Below are 24052 nucleotides of genomic sequence, written 5' to 3'. Positions count from 1 at the left end.
AATAGAAGGACCGAAGCATGCTACTGGCGCTGGCGCAATGGCTGCAGAATGACGCAAGCTTCTTGCGCGTGTTCAGTTATCTCACTTTCCGCGCGGTGATGGCGACCATCACCGCGCTGCTGATCGGGCTCGTCTGCGGCCCGGCGGTGATTCGCAAGCTGACCGCCATGAAGGTCGGTCAGGCTGTTCGTAAAGACGGTCCGCAAACGCACCTCGTGAAATCCGGCACGCCGACCATGGGCGGTGTGCTGATTCTGCTCGGCATCGCCGTGGCCACGCTGTTGTGGGCGGACCTGACCAATCGCTTCATCTGGATCGTGATTCTGGTTACGTTCGGCTTCGGCGTGATCGGTTGGGTCGACGATTACCGCAAGGTCGTCTACAAAGACCCGCGCGGCATGTCGTCGCGCGAAAAGTATTTCTGGCAGTCGGTGATCGGTCTGTTCGCCGCGGTGTATCTCGCGTTCAGCGTGTCGGAGGCGAGTAACGTGCGTGTGTTCGACCTGTTCATGGCGTGGGTGCGCAGCGGCTTGTCGATGGGCTTGCCCGCGCGTGCCGACCTGATGTTGCCGTTCGTCAAATCGATCAGCTATCCGCTCGGCGTGTGGGGCTTCATCGTACTGACGTATCTGGTTATCGTCGGCGCGAGCAATGCGGTCAATCTCACTGATGGTCTCGACGGGCTCGTGATCATGCCGGTCGTGCTGGTCGGCGCATCGCTCGGCGTGTTCGCTTACGTGATGGGCAGCTCGGTCTACTCGAAATACCTGTTGTTTCCGCATATCGCCGGCGCGGGCGAATTACTGATTTTCTGCTCGGCAATGGGCGGCGCGGGGCTCGCGTTCCTCTGGTTCAACACGCATCCGGCACAAATGTTCATGGGCGATGTCGGCGCGCTTGCGCTCGGCGGCGCGCTCGGCACGGTCGCGGTCATCGTGCGCCAGGAAATCGTGCTTTTCATCATGGGCGGCATTTTCGTCGCGGAAACGCTTTCGGTGATGTTGCAGGTGGCGTGGTTCAAATTCACCAAGCGCCGTTTTGGCGAGGGCCGGCGTCTGTTCAAGATGGCGCCGCTGCATCACCACTTCGAATTGTCGGGTTGGAAGGAGACGCAAGTGGTCGTGCGCTTCTGGATCATCACGTTGATGTTGTGTCTGTTCGGATTGTCCACGCTCAAGTTGCGTTAAGCAGGTATTAGGGGAAGCAGGCGATGTTCGGCGAGAAGTTTCGGGATCGGCAAAAGCCGATGGTGCTCGTGCTGGGACTGGGTGAATCCGGTCTCGCGATGGCGCGCTGGTGCGCGCGGCACGGCTGTCGGCTGCGTGTGGCCGATACGCGCGAAGTACCGCCGAATCTGTCCGCACTGGAAGCGCATGGCGTCGACGCTGCGTTCGTCGGCGGCCCGTTTTCGCCGGTGTTGCTCGAAGGCGTGGAGCTCGTTGCAATCAGCCCGGGTTTGTCGCCGCTCGCCGCCGACCTGCTGCCGCTGATCGCCGCAGCCCGCGAGCGGGGCATCCCCGTGTGGGGCGAGCTCGAACTGTTCTCCCAAGCGTTGAAAACGCTCGGCGAGAGCGGCTACGCGCCGAAAGTCATCGCGATCACGGGCACCAACGGCAAGACCACGACTACCAGCCTGACGGGCCTGCTGTGCGAACGTGCGGGCAAGAAAGTCGCAGTGGCGGGCAATATTAGCCCCGCGCTGCTCGACAAACTGAGCGAAGCGATCGACAACACCGCACTGCCCGACGTGTGGGTGCTCGAACTGTCGAGCTTCCAGCTTGAAACAGCGCATACGTTCGAGCCGGACGCCGCGGCGATTCTCAACATCACTCAGGATCACCTCGACTGGCATGGCGGGCTCGACGCGTACGCTGCCGCGAAAGGCCGGATCTTCGGTACACAAACGGTGCGCGTGCTCAATCGCGACGACGCGCGCGTGATGGCGCTCGCGCCTTCCGACGCTGGGGACATCGAAGTCGTGACCTTCGGCGTAACCGAACCGAAGAGCGACGGCGACTACGGTCTATTGCGCGATAACGGCATGATCTGGCTCGTCGAAGCACATGATCTTGACGCGAGCGACGAACCCGCGCCGAAGCGTCGTCGCAAGAACGAAGCGGTTACGCCGCCGAACATTGCGCTGAAGCGCCTGATGCCGGCGGACGCGTTGCGCATTCGCGGTCTGCATAACGCGGCCAACGCGCTTGCCGCCTATGCACTCGCGCGCGCCATTGGCCTGCCCGGCGCGCGGCTCCTGCATGGCTTGCGCGAGTATCACGGCGAGCCGCATCGCGTGGAACTGATCGCATCGATCGACGGCATTGATTATGTCGACGACAGCAAGGGCACTAACGTGGGCGCGACGGTTGCCGCACTCGACGGTCTCGCGCAGCGCGTCGTGCTGATTGCAGGCGGCGACGGCAAGGGCCAGGACTTCGAGCCGCTTGCCGCGCCGGTCATGCGCTGGTGCCGCGCAGTAATGCTGATTGGCCGTGACGCGCCGCAGATTCGCGCGGCGCTCGAAGAGACCGGCATCGCGATGACTGACCACGCCACGCTCGAAGAAGCGACGCGTGCGGCAACGGCGCTCGCGCAACCGGGCGACGCCATCCTGTTGTCACCGGCTTGTGCAAGCTTCGACATGTTCAAGGGTTATGCGCATCGTGCGGCGGTGTTTCGCAGCACGGTAGAAGAAATCGCGGCCGAACGGGGGACGATGATATGAGCTGGTCCGAACGATTCGGTTCACGCGCCGCCGCGAATGGCGACCCGGCAAGCGCCACGCGCGCTGCCGGCCGCACGGGCGGCAGCGGTCTCGCGAGCGCCGTCAACGGTGTGCGGCCGTTGCGCTCGCGCATGCTCGACTACGATCATTCGCTGCTGTGGGTGGTCGTCGCGCTGCTCGGCCTGGGCGTGGTGATGGTGTACTCGGCGTCGATCGCGATGCCCGACTCGCCGAAGTACGCGTCGTACCGCGACTACGCGTTCCTCGTGCGCCAGATCATTTTCGTGGTCATGGGAGCAGTGGTCGGCGTCGTGGCGTTCCGAGTTCCGATTTCGACCTGGGACAAATACGCGCCCAAGCTATTCCTGATCTCGCTCGTCGCTCTGGTGATCGTGCTGATTCCGCACGTCGGCAAGGGCGTGAACGGCGCGCGCCGCTGGATTCCGCTCGGCATCACGAACATGCAGCCGTCCGAAATCATGAAGCTCGCGGTGACGATCTACGCGGCGAACTACACGGTACGCAAGCAGGAATACATGCACAGCTTCGCCAAAGGCTTCCTGCCGATGGCAATGGCGGTGGGTTTCGTCGGCGCGTTGCTGCTGCTCGAACCGGACATGGGCGCGTTCATGGTGATCGCGGCGATCGCGATGGGTCTGCTGTTTCTCGGAGGCGTGAACGGCAAGCTGTTCGGCGGGCTCGTCGCGACCGCGGTCGGCACATTCAGTTTGCTGGTGTGGGCATCGCCGTGGCGGCGCGAGCGGATCTTCGCTTACCTGGACCCGTGGGACGACCGTTACGCGCAGGGCAAAGCTTATCAATTGACGCACTCGCTGATTGCGTTCGGCCGCGGCGAGTGGTTCGGCGTAGGTCTCGGCGGCAGCGTCGAGAAGCTCAACTATCTGCCCGAAGCGCATACCGACTTCATTCTCGCGGTGATCGGCGAGGAACTCGGCTTTGTCGGCGTGCTTGTCGTGATCCTGATGTTCTACTGGATAGTGCGCCGCGCGTTCGAGATCGGCCGTCAGGCGCTCGCGCTCGACCGCACGTTCGCGGGCCTGGTCGCGAAGGGCGTCGGCATCTGGTTCGGCGCGCAGACGTTTATCAACATGGGCGTGAACCTCGGCTTGCTGCCGACTAAAGGCCTGACGTTGCCGCTCGTCAGTTATGGCGGTTCCGGCATCTTGCTGAACTGCGTCGCCGTCGCGGTGTTGATGCGCGTCGACTATGAAAATCGTGTGTTGATGCGTGGGGGGAAGGTATGACCCTCACGCAGCAACGCACGATTTCGGCGAAGGCTAACTTCGTGCGCAAGGCGCGCGAAGTTAAGCGAAGCGGCCGCAGCCACAACCGGTTTTCATTCATGTTGATGCGTGGAGGGAAGGTATGACCCTCATGCAGCAACGCACGCTGATGGTGATGGCCGGCGGCACCGGGGGACACGTGTTCCCCGGGCTCGCGGTCGCGCATCTGATGCAGGCGTGGGGCTGGAAAGTCGTATGGCTCGGCAACCCTGCCGGCATGGAAGCCACGCTCGTGCCGAAGCATGGCATTCCCATGGAGTACGTACGCTTTGGCGGACTGCGCGGCAAGGGCCTGAAGACCAAGCTGATGTTGCCGCTGAATCTGCTGCGCGCATGCACGCAGAGTCTGAGCGTGCTGCGTCGCGTGAAGCCGGATGTCGTGCTCGGCATGGGCGGTTACATCACGTTTCCGGCGGGGTTGATGACCGCATTGAGCGGCCGTCCTCTCGTGCTGCATGAACAGAATTCGATTGCAGGGCTCGCGAACAAGGTCCTCGCGAAGCTTGCCAGACGCGTGCTGGTTGCATTTCCGAATGCGTTGCCGCACGGCGAATGGACCGGTAATCCGATTCGTGCGGAACTTGCGCGCGCGATTGCGCCCAAAGCACGCTATGCAGAACGCAACGGTCCGCTGAATGTGCTGGTGGTCGGTGGCAGTCTCGGCGCTGCGGCGCTCAACGAAGTCGTGCCCCGCGCGGTCGCGCTGCTTGGTGCGAACGAACGGCCGCGCATCGTGCATCAGGCCGGCGCCAAACATATCGACGCGCTGCGCGAGAACTACGCGGCGGCTGGCTTGCAAACTGGCGCGGACGTGCAACTCGTGCCGTTCATCGACGACATGACGAGCGCCTATGCGAAAGCCGATCTCGTGATTTGCCGCTCGGGCGCAATGACGGTGTCCGAAATTTCAGCAGTAGGTGTGGCCGCGTTGTTCGTGCCGTTCCCGTACGCGGTGGACGATCATCAGACCACTAATGCAGCGTTTCTCGCCGATAACGGCGCAGCGCTGGTCGTGCAGCAACGCGATCTGTCGGCGGAAAAACTCGCCGACTGGTTGCGCAGCCAGACGCGGGAAAGTCTCGCGGACATGGCAGAGCGTTCGCGCTCGCTCGCGAAACCCGACGCCACGGAACAGGTCGCGAAGATTTGCGCGACTGTGGCGGGTTCGATTTCGGGCGCGAGCCCAGAAGGAAAGCAATGAAACACATCGTCAAACACATTCACTTTGTCGGCATCGGCGGTGTCGGCATGAGCGGCATCGCGGAGGTGTTGGTCAACCTCGGCTATCACGTGAGCGGCTCGGATCTGTCGAGCAATGCGGTTACCGATCGACTCGCCGCGCTCGGCGCGCGCATTGCGATCGGTCATGCCGCGGAGAACATAGAAGGCGCTAACGCTGTGGTCGTCTCGACCGCGGTACGTAGCGACAACCCCGAAGTGCTGGCGGCGCGTCATCGCCGTATTCCGATCGTGCCGCGCGCGGTGATGCTCGCGGAACTGATGCGGCTGAAACAGGGCATTGCGATTGCCGGCACGCACGGCAAGACCACGACCACGTCGCTGGTGGCAAGCGTGCTCGCCGCGGGCGGGCTCGACCCGACCTTCGTGATCGGCGGCAGGCTGATCAGCGCGGGCGCGAATGCGCGCCTCGGCACCGGCGACTTCATCGTGGCGGAAGCGGACGAGTCGGACGCGTCGTTCCTGAATCTGTTTCCGGTGATCGAAGTCATTACGAACATCGACGCCGATCACATGGACACCTACGGCCACGACTTCGCGCGGCTCAAGCAGGCATTTATCGAATTCACGCACCGTTTGCCGTTTTACGGCATCGCAGTGCTGTGCGTCGACGATCCGAACGTGAAGGAGATTCTGCCGTTCGTGTCGAAACCGATCATCCGCTACGGATTCGCCCCGGATGCACAGGTGCGGGCGGTGAACGTTCAGGCGCGCGACGGCAAGATGCATTTCACGGCAATGCGCGAAGACGCGCCGCCAATCGACATCGTGTTGAACCTGCCGGGCGAGCACAACGTGCAGAACGCGTTGGCCGCAATCGCGATCGCGACCGAACTCGAAGTGAAAGATGCCGACATCCAGCGGGCGCTGGCCGATTTCAACGGCGTGGGCCGGCGTTTTCAGCGCTACGGCGAAGTGCCGGTGGTCGGGGAAGGCAACACGTCGGGCGCATACACGCTGGTCGACGACTACGGCCATCACCCGGTCGAAATGGCGGCAACGGTCGCGGCGGCGCGCGGTGCATTCCCGGGGCGGCGTCTGGTACTCGCATTCCAGCCTCACCGCTTCACGCGCACGCGCGACTGTTTCGAGGATTTCGTAAAGGTGCTGTCCACAGTTGACGCGCTCGTGCTGACCGAAGTCTATTCGGCGGGCGAAGCGCCGATCGTCGCGGCGGACGGCCGTGCGCTCGCGCGTGCGTTGCGCGTGGCGGGCAAGGTGGAACCCGTGTTCGTCGATACGGTGGACGAAGTGCCGGACGCGCTTGCAGCACTCGTGCGCGACGGCGATGTAGTGATCACGATGGGTGCGGGGTCGATCGGCAGTGTGCCGGGTCGTCTCGCTCTCGAAACGAAGGTGTGAGATGAGCAGTATCCAGTCAGATCAACTCGCTAAACAATTCGGCAAAGTGGCCGTGCTGCTCGGTGGGAATTCCGCCGAGCGCGAGGTGTCGCTCAATTCCGGGCGCCTCGTCTTACAGGGTCTGCGCGATGCCGGCGTCGACGCGCATCCGTTCGATCCGGCCGAGCGTCCGCTTGCCGCGTTGAAGGAAGAAGGCTTTGTGCGCGCGTTCAATGCGCTGCACGGCGGTTACGGCGAAAACGGCCAGATTCAGGGCGCGCTCGACTTTTACGGCATCAAGTACACGGGCAGCGGCGTGCTTGGCTCGGCGCTCGGGCTCGATAAATTCCGCACCAAGCTCGTGTGGCAGCAACTCGGTATTCCGACACCGCCGTTCGAAGCCGTACTGCGTGGCGACGACTACGAAGCGCGCGCGAAAGACATCGTCGCGAAGCTCGGATTGCCGCTTTTCGTGAAGCCGGCAAGCGAAGGCTCGAGCGTCGCGGTCATCAAGGTGAAAAGCGCCGACGCATTGCCGGCTGCGCTCGTCGAAGCGGTCAAGTACGACAAGATCGTGGTGGTCGAAAAGAGCATTGAAGGCGGCGGCGAATACACGGCGTGCATTGCGGGCGACCTGGATTTACCGGTGATCCACATCGTGCCGGCAGGCGAGTTCTACGACTATCACGCGAAGTACATCGCAAACGACACGCAGTATCTGATTCCGTGCGGTCTGACGCCCGACGACGAAGCGCGCCTGAAAGTGCTGGCGCGACGTGCGTTCGACGTGCTCGGCTGCACCGATTGGGGCCGCGCCGACTTCATGCTGGACGCCGACGGCAATCCGTATTTCCTCGAAGTGAACACGGCGCCCGGCATGACCGATCACTCGCTGCCGCCGAAAGCGGCGCGCGCGGTGGGCATCAGTTATCAGGAACTGGTTGTCGGCGTATTGGCGCTGACGCTCAAGGATTAACGGGCAGCACTAACCGAAGCACTAACCGGGGCAACCCGAAAGCAACACCATGTGGAACAACGTTCGCCAGCTCAATTTCGCCGCCAACGCATTGCATGCGTTGCTGGTGCTCGTGCTGCTGGCGGCGGGCGGTTACTGGCTGATCCAGCGCCCGAATTTCGCACTGCGCGAAATCCAGATCGACGGCGATACCGAGCATATCAATTCGCCGACGGTGCGCGCAGGCGTGGTTGGGCGGCTGAAGGGCAACTTCTTCACGGTCGATCTCGACGTCGCGCGGCAAGCCTTCGAGCAGATGCCGTGGGTGCGTCACGCGAGCGTGCGGCGCGTCTGGCCGAATGCGCTCGCTGTCACGCTCGAAGAGTACAAACCGCTTGGCACGTGGGGCAGCGATCAACTGGTGAGCGTCGACGGCGATCTGTTCACCGCGAACCAGGGCGAGCTGGAGCAGGACTTGCCCGCATTCGACGGCCCGGACGGTACGGCGAAAGAAGTGGTCGCGCGTTATCACGACTTTCAGAAGTGGTTCGCGCCGCTTGGCGCCACGCCCGAAGAAGTGACGTTGTCGCCGCGTTACGCGTGGACCGTCAAGCTGTCGAACGGCATGCAGGTGGAGTTGGGGCGCGAGCGCAATCAGGACACGCTGCTCGATCGGAGCAAGCGCCTAACCGCGGCCTGGAACGCGGTGACGCAACGTTGGGGAAAGGATATCGAGTATGCGGACTTGCGCTATCCGAACGGTTTCGCGATTCGTGCCGCTGGCATGCGCTTTATCAGCGAACCCGACAAGGGCAAGAAGTAAACGGACATCACACGCAATGAGCACGCTATGAGTAAAGACTATAAAGATCTGCTGGTCGCCCTCGACATCGGGACGTCGAAGGTGGTGGCCATCGTCGCCGAGCTGAAGGGCGAAGGTCACTACGAGGTGATCGGCCTCGGCCAGAGCGAATCGAAGGGGCTCAAGAAAGGCGTGGTGGTGAATATCGAAGCCACCGTGCAGTCCATTCAGCGCGCGCTCGAAGAAGCCGAGCTGATGGCCGACTGCAAGATCACGAACGTCTTCACCGGCATTGCCGGCAGCCATATCCGCAGCTTCAATTCGAGCGGCATGGTGGCGATCAAGGAAAAGGAAGTCACGCAGGCCGATGTGGCGCGCGTGATCGAAACGGCGAAGGCGATCAACATTCCGACCGACCAGCAGGTGCTGCATATCCTCACGCAGGAATTCATCATCGACGGTCAGGAAGATGTGCGCGAGCCGATCGGCATGAGCGGCATCCGGCTCGAAGTGAAGGTGCATATCGTCACTGGCGCGGTGAGCGCGGCGCAGAACATCGTGAAGTGCGTGCGCCGCTGCGGGCTCGAAGTGAACGATCTGATTCTGCAGCCGCTCGCGTCGTCGCTCGCGGTGCTGACGGAGGACGAAAAGGAACTGGGCGTGGTGCTGGTCGACATCGGCGGCGGCACGACGGACATTGCGATTTTCAGCGAAGGCGCGATCCGACATACGGCGGTGATTCCGATTGCCGGCGACCAGATCACAAGCGACATCGCCATGGCCTTGCGCACGCCGACGCCGGACGCGGAAGACATCAAGGTCGACTACGGCATCGCCAAACAGGCGCTGGCCGATCCGGACGAAATGATCGAGGTGCCGGGTCTCGGCGAGCGCGGCCCGCGCACGCTGTCGCGCCAGGCGCTGGCGGCGGTCGTCGAGCCGCGTGTCGAAGAACTGTTTTCGCTCGTGCAGCAGGTCGTGCGCGAGTCGGGTTACGAGGAACTGCTGAGCTCCGGCGTGGTGCTGACCGGCGGCGCGTCGATGATGCCCGGCATGGTCGAACTGGGCGAGGACATCTTCCTGAAGCCCGTGCGGATCGGCGTGCCGGAATACGCGGGCGGTCTTGCCGACGTGGTGCGCAACCCGCGCTATTCGACGGCGATGGGCCTGCTCGTCGAAGGACGCTCGCAACGCATGCGCGGCCGCAAGGTGGCGGTGCAGTCGGGTTCGATGGGGCAAGTGTTCACGCGCATGAAGGACTGGTTCCTCGGCAACTTTTAAGAATTTGTTGTACCGAGCAGGTTTCAACGGGTTTTCGACAGTTTCAGAAATACGCGCTGGTGCCGGCGGCCGGCGCGCGACAGGGGGTTGCCCGATCTCTTGCCGAATAACGGCCGAGTGGCTGAATTTTTTATCTTGACGGAGGCAACATGGAATTCCAGATGCTGGAAACCGAAACGAACGGCACCATCATCAAGGTGGTCGGAGTAGGTGGCGCTGGCGGCAATGCCGTTCAGCACATGATCAACAAGGGCGTGCAAGGCGTCGACTTCATCGTGATGAACACGGACGCGCAGGCTTTGTCGCGTTCGCGCGCTACCGCGGTGATCCAGTTGGGCAACACGGGTTTGGGCGCCGGAGCCAAGCCGGAGATGGGCCACGCCGCAGCGCAGGAAGCACGTGAGCGCATCGCCGACGCATTGCGCGGCGCGCACATGGTCTTCATCACGGCCGGCATGGGCGGCGGCACGGGCACGGGCGCAGCGCCGGTGGTCGCGCAGATCGCGAAGGAAATGGGGATCTTGACCGTTGGCGTGGTCAGCAAGCCGTTCGAATTCGAAGGCGGCAAGCGCATGCGTGTGGCAGAAGCCGGTTCGCAGCAACTGGAGGATCACGTCGACTCGCTGATCGTCGTCCTGAACGACAAGCTGTTCGAGGTGATGGGCGATGACGCCGAGATGGACAAGTGCTTCCAGTGCGCAGACGACGTTCTGAACAACGCAGTTGCCGGCATCGCGGAAATCATCAACGTCGACGGTCTGGTGAACGTCGACTTCGAAGACGTGAAGACGGTGATGGGCGAGCAGGGCAAGGCGATGATGGGCACGGCGACGGTTGCCGGCGTCGATCGCGCGCGTCTCGCTGCCGAGCAGGCTGTTGCCAGCCCGCTGCTGGAAGGTGTGGATCTGTCGGGCGCGCGTGGCGTGCTGGTGAACATCACGTCGAGCCGTTCGCTGCGTCTGTCCGAAACGCGCGAAGTGATGAACACCATCAAGAGCTATGCTGCAGAAGACGCAACCGTGATTTTCGGCGCGGTGTACGACGATGCAATGGGCGACGCGCTGCGCGTGACGGTCGTGGCAACGGGTCTCGGCCGCGCGGCGAAGAAGCAGCAATCGGCACCGATGACGCTGCTGCGCACCGGCACCGACAATCAGCCGATCAGCACGCAACACGCGGCCTACGCAACGCCGTCGCACGCAAGCACCGCCGACTACGGCGCGCTGGACACGCCGGCTGTGTGGCGCACGTCGCGCGACACCGCGGCTTCGCACGTGCAGGCGCTGCAGGAAAAGGGCGTCGACACGTACGACATTCCGGCATTCCTGCGTAAGCAGGCGGACTGAGCGCACGGGCAGGCTTTCGCTGCCGCGCCTGTTCCAGGGCGTTGGCGGACGAATGCACGAGCGTGGCGGGTGAACGGCAAACAAGCCGCGTATCGTCGGATTCGCGGCAAGGACAAGTGCCCTCTTCGGAAAATGAAGCGGCTTGGGCAACTGTCGCCGATTCACTGCGACACGATGACGTGCGAGAGACGCTTCGCATCGATGCAAAGGACTGAGCATGATTCAAGCTGGTGACAAGCTGCCCGACGCAACGCTCTTCGAGTATGTCGAAGACGAGCGCGCGGGCTGCACGATCGGGCCTAATAGCTTCGACGTGCGCGAGCAGACGGCGGGCAAGCGTGTGGTGATCTTCGGATTGCCTGGCGCGTTCACGCCGACCTGTTCTGCCAAGCACGTACCGGGTTATGTCGAATACGCCGAGCAGTTGCACGCGCTCGGCGTCGACGAAATCTGGTGCGTGTCCGTGAACGACGCGTTCGTGATGGGCGCGTGGGGACGCGATCTGCACGCCTCGGGCAAGGTGCGCATGATGGCGGATGGCAGTGCGGCTTTCACACGAGCGCTTGGTCTCGAGCAGGATTTGTCGGCGCGCGGCATGGGGATCCGTTCCCAGCGCTACGCAATGGTTGTCGACGACGGCGTGGTCAAGACGCTGAACGTCGAGGCTGCGGGCAAATTCGAAGTGAGCGATGCAAGGAGTATCCTCGCTACGTTGAGCTAGTTATGGCGGCGTCATCACACTGACGCGGCACGCGGAAAACCGCGTTGTACCGCGGCAACAGTGAATGCGACGCTTTTGTGACAGGCCGTTACGCGGGCCGACGACCGGAAACGCCTCCGTTCCGGACGTCGGCCCGTCACGCTTTCCCTCACGGGCGCCCAATGAATAATGTGGGTAACGCAGCGAAACAGATTGATACGTTCCGTGCGAAGACGCTCCTTAGGGTTATGGAGTATAATTCGTGCTATGGAACAAAAAGTCCCGATTGGGATTTTCAATCGAATAAAAGATCACCATGTTGAAGCAGCGCACCATCAAATCAATCGTCAAGACGGTCGGCATCGGCTTGCACTCCGGCCGTAAGGTCGACCTGACGCTCCGCCCGGCAGCGCCGGACACGGGCATTGTGTTTTCGCGCGTGGATTTGCCCACGCCGGTAGACATTCCCGCGTCGGCAATGGCGATTGGCGATACACGTCTCGCTTCCGTATTGCAGAAAGACGGCGCGCGCGTCTCTACCATCGAGCATTTGATGTCCGCCTGCGCCGGACTCGGCATCGATAACCTTTATGTCGACGTCACCGCTGAAGAAATTCCGATCATGGACGGTAGCGCCGGCTCGTTCGTGTTTCTGATTCAATCGGCGGGAATCGAAGAGCAGAACGCAGCGAAGAAATTCATCAAGGTCACCAAGCCGGTCGAGATTCGTGACGGCGAAAAATTCGCCCGGCTCGATCCGTTTTTCGGTTTCAAGCTCAAGTTTACGATTGATTTCCGTCACCCGGCTGTCGATAAGACCGGCCAGGCGCTGGAAGTCGATTTCGCGAATACGTCGTACGTGCGCGAAATCGCCCGCGCACGCACGTTTGGTTTTGCTCACGAAGTGGAAATGATGCGTGAGTTGGGGCTCGCACGCGGCGGCAGCATGGACAATGCGATCGTGCTCGACGAGTACCGCATTCTGAACAACGACGGTCTGCGTTACGACGACGAGTTCGTCAAACACAAGATGTTGGACGCGATCGGCGACCTGTACGTGGTGGGCCATCCTTTGCTCGCTTCGTACAACGCGTACAAGTCGGGCCATGGCCTGAACAACGCGCTTCTGCGGGAACTGCTCGCGCATGAAGATTCGTACGAGATCGTCACTTTCGACGACACGCGCAAGGCGCCGCGCGGCTTCGCTTATGAGACGCAGACGGCTTTTGCGTGAAGATTTAGCTTCACGTCTTCGGTGAAATCTCGGAAGCGAACGCGCGAAAAATAAGCGGCTCAAATGAGCCGCTTTTTCTTTTGTTCAGCGATTTCTCCGATGCCGCGCCGCCATTTTCGCCAGCGCTTCCTGCAGCGGCGAGGGCGCAAGCGATTCGCTCAGCGCGTGCAGCGCCTCGGCGCCGACAGGCGTCATGCGCGCCTGCTTGACCGGCGGCGGCTCCTTCGCGGGTTGCGGCCGCACCCGGATGCGCAGCGCGTTGACCGGCCAGCCGCGCTGCTGCAAGTCTGACAGCAGCCGCGGCTCCAGATGCCGCAGTCGCGCCGCCAGCGCGTTGTGGGCGGCGAACAGCGCCAGCACGCCTTCCTTGATAAAGCTGGGTTCCACGCTCGTCGCCAGATAGTCGGGCAGCAGGTCCCGCAAATCTTTCTCCAAAGCGGCAATCTGCTCGACGCCCGCGCGCAGCGCGGCAAACGCGTCGGTGCGATTGAGCACTTCGACTACCGGCTGGGGCCGGCGCACGCTGAACTGCTTTGGCGGCGGCCTTGAAAACGAGGGGAAACGGCTCATGTTTGACAGTGGCGGCGCGTTCGCACCCAATGCGCGAACACGCCCCGATTGTACCGCGCGGGATGCACGCAGACCCGCCCGTGTGTACGCCGCCGAAGCGCGGCGCGGCGGGCTCCGCTGCCTTGCCGGCGACATCAGCGCAGGCGGGGGCGCGTGCTAAAATGCCCGATTCGGTGCGACACGCACGCTCGTGTCCGGCGGCTCCACGTTACGGAGCATCGACTAGAGGGTTATTGAGGCAACTCACCATGCCCTCCGCAGGCGGCCACCTTGTGGGCTGCACTTTAAGAAGCAGATGCGACCCTATGGGAAGCATCCTTGTAGTGAAATGGGTAACCGGAGCAATCAGCCGGGGACCTTGTTGCATGGACTTGATTACCGTCAGGTCCCGCCCAGTCAGCGGCTTCACCTCCGCCGACAGGGCGGGGTGATGTTTGCAATTCCCGAGCCTTCAGGCAAGGGTTTCGCTAAACGATACGAGCGAAAGCTCGGTGTGTCATTGTTCGACCTCGTTGCTGAAGATGAGGGTAGTGAACCTGCTGTACGACCAGCAGTAGCCTAGGAGGACATGCGTCACTGGCAACGGTGCGGTGTGAAGCTCTTCTGACAATGTAGCCCCCGGATGTTTCGGGCAGGTCGTTTCCGTGAGGAATCGGTCTGGATACTCCTAGCAGCAAGGGGGTAAGGCGCTAGGCTGGCTGATAGGGTTAACGGAAGTGAACTGCTGATAAACCTCGTTAGCATTGTGTGCCAAAGCTGCTGATAGGCACTGACCAAAAGGTATGCGGTTGGATAGCCCGCTCGAATCTCGGGTTACGTCGTTAGTGATACCGCCGGGGAATAGGCAGAACCTAAGTCAGTCGTGTGACATGCCGGGAACGTGGTAAGCCTGTATGGTTGCCAGCGCAGTTGGGCTGGCAGGCGAACCGTGAGGGACGCTGATGATTGTGCAGGTATGGGAGGACGGAAAAAGCGAAAGCCGGGCTGTAATGGTTTGGATAGGGGTTGGAACATCACCCCACGCGAAAGCGGGCAGACTTCCGTCTGGTCTACCGTCGCAAGACGGCTGACTACCCTCTGTAACTTGGTCAGATGCAGGTGCATGCGCCTGCATTGAGTTTTTGTTGTTCCCCAGCGGGGTGTATCTGCCCCGCTGGGGGAGATGCGCCTTCTGTCTGGGGACTTTTCCAGGTAGGAGAGCAGCATGAAAGTATCTGGTCGAAAGACCGGATCTGCGCTTTCCCACGCGCCGGACAACTGGTACGCCATAGATTGGCGACGGGTTGAGCGGAACGTGAGAGGGATGCAGATTCGAATTGCGAAGGCGACGCGGGAAAGCGATTGGCGAAGGGTGAAAGCCCTGCAACGGATGCTGACCCGCACGTTGTCTGCGAAGCTGTATGCGGTACGACGTGTTACGCAGAACCAGGGTGCGCGAACGGCTGGAGTCGATCGCGAGCTGTGGGATTCGCCTGAAAGCCGGTGGGAAGCCATCGGCAGGTTGAAGCGGCGCGGATACAAGCCTCTGCCATTACGGAGAGTCTTTATCCCCAAGGCCAATGGGAAGGAACGCCCTCTGGGCATTCCGACCATGCGGGACAGGGCGATGCAAGCTCTGCATCTGCTGGCTTTGGAGCCCGTATCGGAGTCGACGAGTGACCTGAATTCCTACGGGTTCAGGCTAAATCGTTCGACCGCTGATGCGATGGCCCAAATCCGCGTTTGTATGTCCCAAGAGGCTTCTGCCAAATGGGTCCTCGAAGCGGATATCAGGGGATGCTTTGACCACATCAGTCATAACTGGTTGGAAAACAATGTCCTGATGGACAGAGTAATCCTCCGGAAATGGTTGAAGGCTGGCCTGATTTATAAGGGGCAGCTACAGGCGACTGAGGCCGGTACGCCGCAGGGAGGCATCATCTCCCCGACGTTGGCAAACGTAACGCTGAATGGGCTGGAGCGAGAACTGGAGGCGCACCTCGGTGCAAAACTAGGGATCATGAAAGCTCGAAGGCTCAAAGTAAATGTGGTGCGGTACGCGGACGACTTTGTAATCACCGGCGACTCGCGTGAGTTGCTGGAGTGCGAGGTCCGACCTTGGGTAGAGGCATTCCTTGCGGTTCGGGGACTGCAGTTATCGGAGGAGAAGACGCGGATCACTCACATTGACGACGGCTTCGATTTCCTTGGGTGGAATTTCCGGAAGTACTCGGGAAAGATGCTCATCAAACCGAGCAAGAAGAACGCGCAAGCGTTCTACAGCAAGGTGGCGGAAACGATTCGCAGCAACAAGACGGTGAAGCAGGAGGAGATGATCCGACTGCTAAATCCAATGTTGCGCGGATGGGCGCAGTATCACCATCCGGTTACGGCCAAAAAGGCGTACACCCACATGGAGCATCTGGTGTTTCGGAGGCTCTGGTGGTGGTCCAAGCGGCGGCATCCGCGAAAGAGCAGCAGTTGGGTGAGACAGAAGTACTTCCACTCAATCGACGCTCGACAGTGGGTGTTTGCGGTCCGGACGGTTCGAGACGATGGCAGTTGGGGTCTGATGGAGTTGTACCAACTCAGCGGTACGACGATCAGGAGACACCAGAAGATCCAAGGAGAATTTAATCCCTTTGATCCGAAGTGGGAGCAATATGGCGAGCAACTGCGGCAGACGCGTCTGTGGGATTCGATGCGCTACCGGAAACAGTGGGCAAAGCTGTACATGTCGCAGAGCGGGCTGTGTGCGCACTGCGGCTGTGCCTTGACGGACGAAACAGGCTGGCACGACCATCATCTGGAATATCGGATGCATGGCGGGTCAGACAAGTTGTCCAACCGGGTCTTGCTTCACCCGCACTGTCACCAGCAGGTACACGTTGGTAAACTTGTAGTAACTAAGCCGGTTCTGTCGTAGACAGAACTTTGTTTGTAGATTTGAGCCGTATGCGGGGAAACTCGCACGTACGGTTCTCGGGGGGCCCGATCTTCGTAAGAAGGTCGGGCTACCCGACAATTCACTCTTGGACTAAGCCGCCGAGGCCACTCCGACCCCGGAGCGCGCGTGCTTTAATCGCACGCCGCAACCCAGCCGAAGCCGCGACGCAGACACCGATCCGATGACCACCGGTTTTCTACAGAAGATTTTTGGCAGCCGCAACCAGCGGCTAGTCAAGCAATATCAAAAGACCGTCGCGGCGATCAATGCGCTCGAACCGCAGATCGAGCAATTGACGGACGATCAACTGCGCGCGAAAACGGACGAGTTCCGCCAACGCGTCGCGAGCGGCGAGTCGCTGGATAAACTGCTGCCGGAAGCGTTTGCGGTCTGCCGCGAGGCGAGCAAGCGCGTGCTGAAAATGCGCCACTTCGACGTGCAGCTGATCGGCGGCATGGTTCTGCACTACGGCAAGATCGGCGAAATGCGCACCGGTGAAGGCAAGACGCTCGTGGCCACGCTGCCGGTGTATCTGAACGCGCTGTCGGGCCGCGGCGTTCACGTCGTCACGGTGAACGACTATCTGGCCCAGCGCGACGCCGAGTGGATGGCGCGCCTTTATAACTTCCTCGGTATGTCCGTCGGCATCAATCTGTCGCAGATGGACCACGAGATGAAGCAGCAGGCATACGCGGCCGACATCACGTACGGTACGAACAACGAGTTCGGCTTCGACTACCTGCGCGACAACATGGTGTACGAGCCGGAAGCCCGCGTGCAGCGAGCGCTGAACTTCGCCGTGGTCGACGAAGTGGACTCGATTCTGATCGACGAAGCGCGTACCCCGCTGATCATCTCCGGTCAGGCGGAAGATCACACCGAACTCTACGTGCGCATGAACGCGCTGCCGCCGCTGCTCGAGCGCCAGATCGGCGAAGAAAAGGCTGACGGCACAGGCGTGGAAAAGCCGGGCGACTACACGCTCGACGAAAAAGGCCGCCAGGTCTTCCTGACCGAATCGGGTCACGAGAAAGCGGAGCGCCTGCTCGCCGAGTGGGGCCTGATCGGCGAGGGCGAAAGCCTCTACGCGCCGCAGAACATCACGCTGATGCACCATGTGTACGCCGCACTGCGCGCTCACACGCTGTTCTACAAAGACCAGCACTACGTGGTGCAGAACGGCGAGGTGATCATCGTCGACGAATTCACCGGTCGTCTGATGGCAGGCCGCCGCTGGTCGGACGGCTTGCACCAGGCTGTCGAGGCGAAGGAGCACGTGAAGATTCAGAGCGAGAACCAGACGCTCGCGTCGATCACGTTCCAGAACTACTTCCGCATGTACGCCAAGCTGTCCGGCATGACCGGCACGGCCGACACGGAAGCGTATGAATTCAACGAGATCTACGGTCTCGAAACGGTCGTGATCCCGACCAACCGTCCGCCCAAGCGGATCGACAAGCAGGATCAGATCTACAAGACCGCCAAGGAACGTTACGACGCGGTGATCCGCGACATCCGTGATTGCTACGAGCGCGGTCAGCCGGTGCTGGTCGGCACCACGTCGATTGAAAATTCGGAACTGCTCTCGCACCTGCTGAAGCAGGCTGGTTTGCCGCACGAAGTGCTCAACGCGAAGCAGCACGCGCGTGAAGCGGAGATCGTCGCGGAAGCCGGCCGTCCGAAGCGCATTACGATCGCCACGAACATGGCCGGTCGCGGCACTGACATCGTGCTCGGCGGCAATGCGGAAAAACAGGCGTCGTTCATTGAACTAGACGAGACAATCCCCGAGGACGAAAAGCAGCGCCGCATCCAGAAGCTGCATGACGAATGGCAGGCGCTGCACGATCAGGTAAAGGCCGCGGGCGGTCTGCACATCATCGGCACGGAGCGTCACGAATCGCGGCGGATCGACAACCAGTTGCGCGGCCGTGCGGGCCGTCAGGGTGACCCGGGTTCGTCGCGCTTTTATCTGTCGCTGGAAGATCCGCTGCTGCGCATTTTCGCGGGCGACCGTGTGCGCGCGATCATGGACCGCCTGAAGATGCCGGAAGGCGAGGCGATCGAAGCGGGCATCGTTTCGCGCTCCATCGAATCGGCGCAACGCAAGGTCGAGGCGCGCAACTTCGATATCCGTAAGCAACTGCTCGAATACGACGACGTCTCGAACGATCAGCGCAAGGTGATCTACCAGCAGCGTAACGAACTGCTCGAGGCGAACGACATTACCGAAACCATCGGCGCGATGCGTCATGGCGTGATCGCCGAGATCGTTCACCAGTTCGTGCCGGCGGGCAGCATTGAAGAACAGTGGGACGTGCCGGAACTGGAGGAAGTGCTGCGCAACGAATGGCAGCTCGACCTTGCAATCCAGGAAATGATCAACGAGTCGAATTCGATCACATCCGACGAAATTCTCGAAGCGGTGCAAGCCGCTGCAGACGAAGCATACGAAGCCAAGGTCGAACTGGTCGGCCGCGAGTCGTTCAGCGCGTTCGAACGTTCGATCATGCTGCAAACGCTCGACCGCAGCTGGCGCGAACATCTCGCCGCGCTCGACCATTTGCGTCAGGGCATCCATCTGCGTGGCTACGCGCAGAAGAACCCGAAGCAGGAATACAAGCGCGAGGCTTTCGAACTGTTTGCTGCCATGCTCGACGCGGTGAAGCTCGAAGTCACTCGCGTGGTGATGAACGTGCAGATCCAGTCGCCCGAGCAGTTGGAGCAGGCGGCCGAACAGATGGAAGAGCAGGGCGGCCACCTCGAGAACGTCGAGTTTCGTCACGCCGAATTTGCCGAAGCTTCGTCCGCGGCGCCTGCTGCAGCAGAGGCCGCAACCGCCGCGATGATCGGCGACGCGATGAGCCACGGCTCGTCGCCGCAAACGGCGTCGCCTGTCGGTACGGACAATGTGCCGAAGGTCGGCCGCAATGATCCGTGCCCGTGCGGCAGCGGCAAGAAGTACAAGCAGTGTCACGGCAAGATCGCATAATGCCTTGGGCGGCGCGCTTACGAGCGCGCCGCGTCGCATGACGCAGTCTTTCTTGCACCGTGTTGTGTTGCTGATTTCGCGGTGGTCCGGCATCTGGCCGAGCTACTAGTTCCGTTTCCCTCAATGCCGGCACTCGCCGGCATTTTCTTCGACAGGTCGCGACCATGGCTGTCAATTTCCCCTCGATCGATCCCGCTCAACTGCATCCCGTCGCCGGCGTCACGCTCGGTTGGGCGGAGGCGAACATTCGCAAGCCGAACCGCAAGGACGTGCTCGTCATTTCCGTCGATGAAGGCGCGACGGTAGGCGGCGTCTTCACGCAAAACCGCTTTTGCGCGGCGCCGGTCACGGTGTGCCGCGAGAACCTGGAACGGGTGCGCGCTGGCGGCAAGCCGATTCGGGCCTTGGTGATCAACACCGGAAACGCGAACGCGGGCACCGGCGAGCCGGGTCTGGTGGCGGCTCGCGAAACCTGCGTGGAACTCGCGCGCCTCGCCGACATCGCGCCGGAGCAGGTGCTGCCGTTTTCAACGGGCGTGATTCTGGAACCGTTGCCGGTCGATCGTCTGAAGGCGGGTTTGCCGGCCGCGCTCGCGAACCGCAAGGAAGCCAACTGGTACGACGCCGCGCAGGCGATCATGACCACCGACACGTTGCCGAAGGCGACCTCGCGCAAGGTCACGATCGACGGCCACACGGTCACGCTGACCGGCATCAGCAAGGGCGCCGGCATGATCAAGCCGAACATGGCGACCATGCTCGGCTTCCTCGCGTTCGACGCGGCGCTTGCGCAGCCGGTGCTCGACGCGCTGGTCAAACACGTTGCAGACCGCTCGTTCAACTGCATCACGATCGACGGCGATACGTCGACGAACGATTCGTTCATCCTGATCGCATCGGGCAAATCGAGCCTGCCGGCGATCACGTCCACCGACTCGCCCGCGTACGCAGCGTTGCGCGACGCGGTGACCGAGGTCGCACAGACGCTCGCGCAGCTGATCGTGCGCGACGGCGAAGGCGCGACGAAATTCATGACGGTGCACGTAGAAGGCGGTTCGAGCGTCGGTGAATGCCGGCAGATCGCGTATGCGATCGGCCATTCGCCACTCGTGAAGACAGCCTTTTATGCATCGGACCCGAACCTCGGCCGCATTCTCGCGGCTATCGGTTATGCCGGCATCGACGATCTCGACGTCGGCAAGATCGATCTGTATCTGGACGACGTGCTGGTCGCGACCGCCGGCGGCCGCAATCCGGCGTACCGCGAAGAAGACGGCCAGCGCGTCATGAAGAAGAGCGAGATCGGCATTCGCGTCGTGCTCGGCCGCGGCAATGCGCAAGCCACGATCTGGACTTGCGATCTGTCGCACGACTACGTAAGCATCAACGCCGACTACCGCTCCTAACCAGGTTCATCATGCGGCCTCTGGCTGCTCACTCATTGTTATGGACAAACTCGAACAGTTTCTGACACGTGCCGAAGCCGTGCTCGTCCGCCTGGAAGCGATGCTTCCGCCCGCCGCGCCTGAGATCGACTGGGCGGCGGCGGTCGCTTTTCGCTGGCGCAAACGCCAGGGGCGCGGCTACCTGCAGCCGGTGCCGGCCATCTCCGACATCACGCTCGACGATCTACAAAACATCGACCGTCAGAAAGCGCTGATCGAACAGAACACGCGCCAATTCGTCCACAAGCTTCCGGCCAATAACGTGCTGTTGACGGGCGCGCGGGGTACCGGCAAGTCGTCGCTGATCAAGGCGTGCCTGAACGCGTATGCGAAAGACGGCTTGCGCCTGATCGAAGTGGACAAGGACGATTTGCACGACCTGGGCGACATCGTCGAACTGATTGCGAAGCGGCCGGAGCGCTTCGTGGTGTTCTGCGACGACCTCTCGTTCGAAGACGGCGAGTCGGGCTACAAGGCGCTGAAAGTTGCGCTCGACGGCTCGGTTGCCGCGCAATCGGACAACGTGCTCATTTACGCGACGTCGAACCGCCGCCATCTGCTGCCGGAGTACATGAGCGACAACGAGACCTACAAGCACACGTCAGACGGTGAGATTCATCCCGGCGAACTGGTCGAAGAAAAGATCTCACTGTCGGAACGTTTCGGCCTGTGGGTCAGCTTCTATCCGTTCAAGCAGGACGACTACCTGTCGATCATCGGCCACTGGCTGCGGCATTTCGGCTGCAATGACGCTGAAGTTGAAGCCGCGCGCGGCGACGCGCTGGTGTGGGCACTCGAGCGCGGTTCGCGCTCGGGGCGCGTCGCGTGGCAGTTTGCGCGCGACTGGTCCGGCCGGAAATCCGAAGCATGAGCGACGCGCAGACGAACTCGGCCGGTCGTCCGGTGACGGAAGTCGCCGTCGGCGTGCTGGTGCAGCCGGACGGGCGCTATCTGCTGGCGCAGCGTCCGGCGGGCAAGCCATACGAGGGCTACTGGGAATTTCCGGGCGGTAAGCTGGAAACGGGCGAATCGGTCGAGGCGGCGCTTGCCCGCGAGTTACATGAAGAGCTGGGCATCGAAGTGGAAGCGTGCCACCTTTGGCATACGCTCGAACACGATTATCCGCATGCTTATGTGCGGCTTTTTTTCTGCAAGGTGACGCAGTGGAAGGGCGAGCCGCACGGCCGCGAAGGCCAGGCGTTCGCGTGGCAGGCGCTGCCGGCCGAGGTTGCGCCGCTCCTGCCGGCGACCATTCCCGTGCTGGAGTGGCTCGCGTCGGAGAAACGCTGACCGCGGTTCAAGCGGACGACGCGCCCGCGCGCTCAATGCGGGTTGTAGTCGCCGCCAGGCGCCTCGTCTGACGGCGCTTCCTGATCGGTCCCGCCGATTTTGTACTTCTCAGCGGCCCACGCGCCGAGATCGATCTGTTTGCAGCGGTCCGAGCAGAACGGGCGGAAGCGGTTTTCGGGCGTCCAGCGGACGTCCTTTCCGCAAGTAGGGCATTTGACGACGGTTGGCATACGGTCAGGCGGTCAGTACAAATGGAACAAGTAACGAATATAGGGGCTTTTGCTACCGCTTTAAAGGCGCGGCGAGCAAGCCGACCGCTTTATTGAGTCCGTGCAGCGCTTGCGAAGGGCTTGCTTACAGGCTGCAAAGCGTGAGCTGGAAGGGCACATCCACATCGACGGCACGTGGACGCAGATCGCCGTCCTGCACCGTGAAGCGCACCCAGAGCATGTATTTGTTGGCGCTGGCCTCGGGAATCACTCGCAGTTCGGGCGCCACGCGCACCTGCATCAACTGATACGAGCGGCCCGACAGCATTTGCTGATAGCTGCCTGCCATGGCCATAACCTTCGACGCCTGCCCCGACTCCCGTGCAAGCCTTAACACGATCGTGGCCGCGTCGCGCAAAGGCAGCAGCGGTGTGACCCACTTGGCAATGTCCTGACGACGCTGATCCGGATGCAGCTGCTGCCACGCGTAATAAGAGGGCAGGTCGAATTTGCAGGTGCCGCCCGGAATGATCGCCCGGCTGCGGATGCTCGCGAGCCATTCGTTCTCCGCAAGATGCTGGCCCGTCTTGCCCTGCATCTGCGAAAGTCCCGCTAATGTGTGCTCGATTTCGCCGAGCACTGCTTCAAGCGCGCTCTGCTCGATTCCCGGATTGCCGCGAAACGGGGCGAGCGTTTGCCGCTGCCGTTCGAGTTCCTTCATCAGGTCGGACTTGAGATCCGCGCGACCCGCCACCTCTGAGATTTCGAACAGCGTGGTGAGTGCGACATGATGTTCCCTGGCGTCTTCTTGCGTCAGAAAAAACGTGAAGCGCTCGAACAGGTCTTCGAGGCGCAATAGCGTCCGGATTCGCTCGTTGAAGGGGTACTCGTAAAGGATCAAGCGGGCTCGCCTCGGGCGTGGTCGGTGACGGGAATGCAGGACATTCTAATGCCGTGGGACTACCCTAGCAATCACGCGCTTTTCCTGCGGGTTTTTGCACATTTTTGGGCGCGTTTTTCATGGTTTTCCGCTGCTTCGGCATACAGCTAAAGCCAAAGTTCAACGTTTCGCGCCAATAGGTCGCGCGGGCTCTGCGCGCGCCAGCGCCAGGTATGCGCGATGCTGCGCGTCGACCTGCGCTTCGAGCGCGCCGAGCGGCGCATTGTCGTTGACGATCACGTCATCTGCGGCGGCGAGCCGCGCTTCGCGCGTAGCCTGGCGGGCGATGATCGCGAGCACCTGTTCGCGGCTGAAACCATTGCGGGTCATTACGCGCGAGATTTGCGTCTCCACGCTGCAATCCACGGCGAGTACGCGATTCACGCGGGTTTTCCAGCTGCCCGACTCCACCAGTAGCGGAACCACAACGATCACATAAGGGCCGGTGGCCTCGCGTTGCTCGCGTTCCGTTTCTGCGCGAATTAGCGGATGCGTGATGTTCTCGAGCCGCTTGCGCGCCGCGTCGTCGCTGAATACAAGCGTGCGCATGCGTGCGCGGTCGAGCGAGCCGTCCGCGGCGACGAACTCGTTGCCGAACTCGGCGGCGATCCGGGGCATCGCCATGCCGTGCGGTGCGGTGATGCGATGCGCGATCAGATCGGTGTCGACGAGCGGCACGCCGTGCGCCGCGAACAGATCGGCAACAGTCGATTTGCCGCTGCCGATGCCGCCTGTGAGTCCCACAACGAACAT

Annotated in this window: 20 protein-coding genes; 16 read left to right on the top strand and 4 right to left on the bottom strand. The window is 61.7% G+C overall.

Annotated elements, in window-relative coordinates:
- Positions 1 to 17: 17 nt before the first annotated feature.
- From mraY to lpxC, 11 genes are all read left to right on the top strand, one after another.
- Entirely contained in the window at positions 18 to 1187 is a 1170-nt protein-coding gene (gene mraY / locus OH764_RS15025) for a phospho-N-acetylmuramoyl-pentapeptide-transferase (protein WP_020071217.1), read from the top strand.
- A gap of 23 nt (positions 1188 to 1210) precedes the next feature.
- On the top strand, positions 1211 to 2725 hold the full coding sequence (gene murD, locus OH764_RS15020; protein ID WP_498847318.1) for a Mur ligase family protein: 1515 nt from the start codon (positions 1211 to 1213) through the stop codon (positions 2723 to 2725).
- Positions 2722 to 3990, top strand: a complete 1269-nt coding sequence (gene ftsW / locus OH764_RS15015) for a putative lipid II flippase FtsW (RefSeq protein WP_020071219.1) — start codon at positions 2722 to 2724, stop codon at positions 3988 to 3990. Before murD ends, ftsW begins: the two co-directional genes overlap by 4 nt.
- Positions 3991 to 4111: 121 nt before the next feature.
- Entirely contained in the window at positions 4112 to 5230 is a 1119-nt protein-coding gene (gene murG, locus OH764_RS15010; RefSeq protein ID WP_498847317.1) for a UDP-N-acetylglucosamine--N-acetylmuramyl-(pentapeptide) pyrophosphoryl-undecaprenol N-acetylglucosamine transferase, read from the top strand.
- A complete protein-coding gene (murC, locus tag OH764_RS15005; protein WP_408131438.1) occupies positions 5227 to 6630 on the top strand; it encodes a UDP-N-acetylmuramate--L-alanine ligase in 1404 nt (467 codons plus the stop codon). Before murG ends, murC begins: the two co-directional genes overlap by 4 nt.
- A gap of 1 nt (position 6631) precedes the next feature.
- Positions 6632 to 7585, top strand: a complete 954-nt coding sequence (locus OH764_RS15000; RefSeq protein ID WP_498847316.1) for a D-alanine--D-alanine ligase — start codon at positions 6632 to 6634, stop codon at positions 7583 to 7585.
- A gap of 49 nt (positions 7586 to 7634) precedes the next feature.
- Positions 7635 to 8387, top strand: coding sequence for a cell division protein FtsQ/DivIB (locus OH764_RS14995; RefSeq protein ID WP_020071224.1), 753 nt, complete (start codon positions 7635 to 7637; stop codon positions 8385 to 8387).
- 27 nt (positions 8388 to 8414) lie between these two features.
- Entirely contained in the window at positions 8415 to 9647 is a 1233-nt protein-coding gene (ftsA, locus tag OH764_RS14990; RefSeq protein ID WP_498847315.1) for a cell division protein FtsA, read from the top strand.
- 149 nt (positions 9648 to 9796) lie between these two features.
- Positions 9797 to 10993, top strand: coding sequence for a cell division protein FtsZ (gene ftsZ, locus OH764_RS14985; RefSeq protein WP_020071225.1), 1197 nt, complete (start codon positions 9797 to 9799; stop codon positions 10991 to 10993).
- A gap of 217 nt (positions 10994 to 11210) precedes the next feature.
- Entirely contained in the window at positions 11211 to 11714 is a 504-nt protein-coding gene (locus OH764_RS14980; protein WP_020071226.1) for a peroxiredoxin, read from the top strand.
- A gap of 295 nt (positions 11715 to 12009) precedes the next feature.
- Positions 12010 to 12927 (top strand): UDP-3-O-acyl-N-acetylglucosamine deacetylase, encoded by a 918-nt coding sequence (lpxC, locus tag OH764_RS14975; protein ID WP_498847314.1) that lies wholly within the window; start codon positions 12010 to 12012, stop codon positions 12925 to 12927.
- An 84-nt stretch (positions 12928 to 13011) separates the two neighbouring features.
- On the opposite strand, the gene OH764_RS14970 is transcribed toward lpxC, so the two are convergent.
- Complete coding sequence (locus OH764_RS14970; protein WP_498847313.1) at positions 13012 to 13497, bottom strand: DciA family protein; 486 nt, start codon at positions 13495 to 13497, stop codon at positions 13012 to 13014.
- A 1204-nt stretch (positions 13498 to 14701) separates the two neighbouring features.
- Between OH764_RS14970 and ltrA the strand changes: the two genes are divergently transcribed.
- The 5 genes from ltrA to OH764_RS14945 all read left to right on the top strand — a co-directional run bounded on the left by ltrA (position 14702) and on the right by OH764_RS14945 (position 22150).
- Positions 14702 to 16402: a group II intron reverse transcriptase/maturase gene (gene ltrA, locus OH764_RS14965; RefSeq protein WP_498847312.1), complete on the top strand. Its 1701-nt coding sequence runs from the start codon at positions 14702 to 14704 to the stop codon at positions 16400 to 16402.
- A 202-nt stretch (positions 16403 to 16604) separates the two neighbouring features.
- The gene (secA, locus tag OH764_RS14960; protein ID WP_498847311.1) at positions 16605 to 19415 is read left to right on the top strand and encodes a preprotein translocase subunit SecA; all 2811 of its coding nucleotides are present in this window, start codon (positions 16605 to 16607) and stop codon (positions 19413 to 19415) included.
- Between the two features lie 164 nt (positions 19416 to 19579).
- Positions 19580 to 20821: a bifunctional ornithine acetyltransferase/N-acetylglutamate synthase gene (gene argJ / locus OH764_RS14955; protein WP_498847310.1), complete on the top strand. Its 1242-nt coding sequence runs from the start codon at positions 19580 to 19582 to the stop codon at positions 20819 to 20821.
- Positions 20822 to 20861: 40 nt separating this feature from the next.
- Positions 20862 to 21731: an ATP-binding protein gene (locus OH764_RS14950; RefSeq protein WP_498847309.1), complete on the top strand. Its 870-nt coding sequence runs from the start codon at positions 20862 to 20864 to the stop codon at positions 21729 to 21731.
- Entirely contained in the window at positions 21728 to 22150 is a 423-nt protein-coding gene (locus OH764_RS14945; RefSeq protein ID WP_498847308.1) for a mutator mutT family protein, read from the top strand. The genes OH764_RS14950 and OH764_RS14945 overlap by 4 nt, the downstream gene beginning before the upstream one ends.
- Before the next feature lie 32 nt (positions 22151 to 22182).
- Here the strand turns inward: OH764_RS14945 and yacG are convergent, their stop codons facing one another.
- The 3 genes from yacG to coaE all read right to left on the bottom strand — a co-directional run bounded on the left by yacG (position 22183) and on the right by coaE (position 24052).
- Positions 22183 to 22380 carry a DNA gyrase inhibitor YacG gene (gene yacG / locus OH764_RS14940; RefSeq protein ID WP_498847307.1) on the bottom strand — a complete coding sequence of 66 codons (198 nt, stop codon included), beginning with the start codon at positions 22378 to 22380 and terminating at the stop codon, positions 22183 to 22185.
- 124 nt (positions 22381 to 22504) lie between these two features.
- The gene (zapD, locus tag OH764_RS14935; protein ID WP_498847306.1) at positions 22505 to 23260 is read right to left on the bottom strand and encodes a cell division protein ZapD; all 756 of its coding nucleotides are present in this window, start codon (positions 23258 to 23260) and stop codon (positions 22505 to 22507) included.
- 159 nt (positions 23261 to 23419) lie between these two features.
- Positions 23420 to 24052: a dephospho-CoA kinase gene (gene coaE / locus OH764_RS14930; RefSeq protein WP_498847305.1), complete on the bottom strand. Its 633-nt coding sequence runs from the start codon at positions 24050 to 24052 to the stop codon at positions 23420 to 23422.

This window comes from Burkholderia sp. M6-3, from assembly GCF_050858985.1.
Taxonomy (GTDB): domain Bacteria; phylum Pseudomonadota; class Gammaproteobacteria; order Burkholderiales; family Burkholderiaceae; genus Paraburkholderia; species Paraburkholderia caledonica.
Note: the sequence above shows the minus strand (reverse complement) of the source record. Positions and strands in the feature narration are given on the sequence as shown.

What these genes read in the sequence shown, in the direction of transcription:
- mraY (WP_020071217.1), top strand. Translation starts at nt 18, where the DNA reads ATGCTACTGGCGCTGGCGCAATGGCTGCAGAATGACGCAAGCTTCTTG.
- murD (WP_498847318.1), top strand. Translation starts at nt 1,211, where the DNA reads ATGTTCGGCGAGAAGTTTCGGGATCGGCAAAAGCCGATGGTGCTCGTG.
- ftsW (WP_020071219.1), top strand. Translation starts at nt 2,722, where the DNA reads ATGAGCTGGTCCGAACGATTCGGTTCACGCGCCGCCGCGAATGGCGAC.
- murG (WP_498847317.1), top strand. Translation starts at nt 4,112, where the DNA reads ATGACCCTCATGCAGCAACGCACGCTGATGGTGATGGCCGGCGGCACC.
- murC (WP_408131438.1), top strand. Translation starts at nt 5,227, where the DNA reads ATGAAACACATCGTCAAACACATTCACTTTGTCGGCATCGGCGGTGTC.
- OH764_RS15000 (WP_498847316.1), top strand. Translation starts at nt 6,632, where the DNA reads ATGAGCAGTATCCAGTCAGATCAACTCGCTAAACAATTCGGCAAAGTG.
- OH764_RS14995 (WP_020071224.1), top strand. Translation starts at nt 7,635, where the DNA reads ATGTGGAACAACGTTCGCCAGCTCAATTTCGCCGCCAACGCATTGCAT.
- ftsA (WP_498847315.1), top strand. Translation starts at nt 8,415, where the DNA reads ATGAGTAAAGACTATAAAGATCTGCTGGTCGCCCTCGACATCGGGACG.
- ftsZ (WP_020071225.1), top strand. Translation starts at nt 9,797, where the DNA reads ATGGAATTCCAGATGCTGGAAACCGAAACGAACGGCACCATCATCAAG.
- OH764_RS14980 (WP_020071226.1), top strand. Translation starts at nt 11,211, where the DNA reads ATGATTCAAGCTGGTGACAAGCTGCCCGACGCAACGCTCTTCGAGTAT.
- lpxC (WP_498847314.1), top strand. Translation starts at nt 12,010, where the DNA reads ATGTTGAAGCAGCGCACCATCAAATCAATCGTCAAGACGGTCGGCATC.
- OH764_RS14970 (WP_498847313.1), bottom strand. Translation starts at nt 13,497, where the DNA reads ATGAGCCGTTTCCCCTCGTTTTCAAGGCCGCCGCCAAAGCAGTTCAGC.
- ltrA (WP_498847312.1), top strand. Translation starts at nt 14,702, where the DNA reads ATGAAAGTATCTGGTCGAAAGACCGGATCTGCGCTTTCCCACGCGCCG.
- secA (WP_498847311.1), top strand. Translation starts at nt 16,605, where the DNA reads ATGACCACCGGTTTTCTACAGAAGATTTTTGGCAGCCGCAACCAGCGG.
- argJ (WP_498847310.1), top strand. Translation starts at nt 19,580, where the DNA reads ATGGCTGTCAATTTCCCCTCGATCGATCCCGCTCAACTGCATCCCGTC.
- OH764_RS14950 (WP_498847309.1), top strand. Translation starts at nt 20,862, where the DNA reads ATGGACAAACTCGAACAGTTTCTGACACGTGCCGAAGCCGTGCTCGTC.
- OH764_RS14945 (WP_498847308.1), top strand. Translation starts at nt 21,728, where the DNA reads ATGAGCGACGCGCAGACGAACTCGGCCGGTCGTCCGGTGACGGAAGTC.
- yacG (WP_498847307.1), bottom strand. Translation starts at nt 22,380, where the DNA reads ATGCCAACCGTCGTCAAATGCCCTACTTGCGGAAAGGACGTCCGCTGG.
- coaE (WP_498847305.1), bottom strand. Translation starts at nt 24,052, where the DNA reads ATGTTCGTTGTGGGACTCACAGGCGGCATCGGCAGCGGCAAATCGACT.